Source organism: Moorena sp. SIO4E2 (assembly GCF_010671945.1).
In the GTDB taxonomy this organism is placed as follows: Bacteria; Cyanobacteriota; Cyanobacteriia; order Cyanobacteriales; family Coleofasciculaceae; genus Moorena; species Moorena producens.
Window position 1 is genome coordinate 1 of the sequence record NZ_JAAHIE010000285.1, and the last position, 1,385, is coordinate 1,385.

The following is a 1,385-nucleotide window of genomic DNA, read 5'->3' on the forward strand; positions in this document are numbered from 1 at the left end:
AAGAGCTACCAACTCTTGTCACAGCTAGCTCTGAGCAAGTATCCGAAACTTAGCGCTTCCTATAATAAGATGTGTGAGGCGATCGCAGCTCGGGAACTCGGATGGAGTTTCTATCGCTCTCAAAAGGTCAGCGATCGCGTGTCGTGGATCTACGGAACTAATGATGAAAAAACGTTACAAGATAAGTACAATGCTTGGGCGACGATTTACGATGCTGACTTAGACGAGACCTATCGCTGCTCTCCCGTTCTATCCGCTAGGGCTCTGGCAAAAGTACTGCCAAATAAAGCAGCAAGCATTCTTGATGTTGGAGCAGGTACAGGAATGGTGGGTGAGGCTCTGGCAGAGCTAGGATACACCAACATTACAGCAGTTGACTTCTCCGAGGAAATGCTGGAGGTAGCTAGGAAGAAGCAAGTTTACACTGCCTTGCACCAAGGGAACGTGGCAGAACCTCTAACCTTCTCTACTCCTGAGGCGTTCGACGGGATTGTGGTGTTGGGGGTATTCACCTTTGGTCACGCCCATCCTAAAGGGTTGCGAAACTTATTCAAACTATTGAAGTCTGGAGGATATTTTGTCCTAACCCTGCGAGTTGACTACTACGAAAGCAACGATTCATTACAAGATATTCTCGAAGAGCTGTCATGGAGTATACTCAATCGAGTAGAGTTTAACATCTTTGAAACAGAGCCGATGGTTGCTCTAGTGCTCAAAAAGCACTAATTGCTGATAGTTTAAGGGAAAATCATGGCTACACCATGCAAATACTATGACGTTCCATTAAAAAAGCTGAACTCAAAAAATGCTGAAGGATTAGGAACTGTATTCACGGATTTTGAAGATGTTGAAATAGAGTTGTGTAAATGGCCAAACCCAGGAAAACGACCTCTTATTGCTAGGGGGGGTTATGGTACATTTATTGAAGACGAGTTCAAAGTATATTGGCGTGGTTCTACCGTGCTTTCCGCTGACCATAAAAATGCTCGCGGTGGGGCAGCTGGAAAGGCTGTAGTTGATCCTGAGACTAACTCTAACTATGTGCTAGTGAATTGGCTTAGCGCCCATCTAGATGCAGGAGAGGCTTTTATTCCTAAAAATGGTGAACCTAGCATTTTTTTATTAGCTCCTCCTCGGGACAATGTCAAAGCAGAAGATTTTGTAGCGCTTTACTCTGATGGTACTTACGGCATATCAATTCATCCTGGAGTATGGCACACAGCTCCCTTACCACTGTCTGGTGAAGTAGTCTATAAAAATAAACAAGGCAGTATCTATGCTACAGTAGATTGTCTATTGTTGAAGGAGCAAGATACTTGTCTAAAGATTCCCCTTCGTAAACCTCAAGAAGACTGACAATATAGATAGCCAACACAGCACGGAAT

2 protein-coding genes are annotated in these 1,385 nt (G+C 44.2%); both read left to right on the top strand.

Going from position 1 to position 1,385, the window contains the following annotated elements; translation table 11 throughout:
• The coding region (locus F6K37_RS24095; RefSeq protein ID WP_287252608.1) for a class I SAM-dependent DNA methyltransferase at positions 1-726 on the top strand (726 nt) is incomplete at its 5' end.
• 24 nt (positions 727-750) lie between these two features.
• Positions 751-1,356: an ureidoglycolate lyase gene (locus F6K37_RS24100; protein ID WP_287252611.1), complete on the top strand. Its 606-nt coding sequence runs from the start codon at positions 751-753 to the stop codon at positions 1,354-1,356.
• The last annotated feature ends 29 nt before the right edge of the window (positions 1,357-1,385 follow it).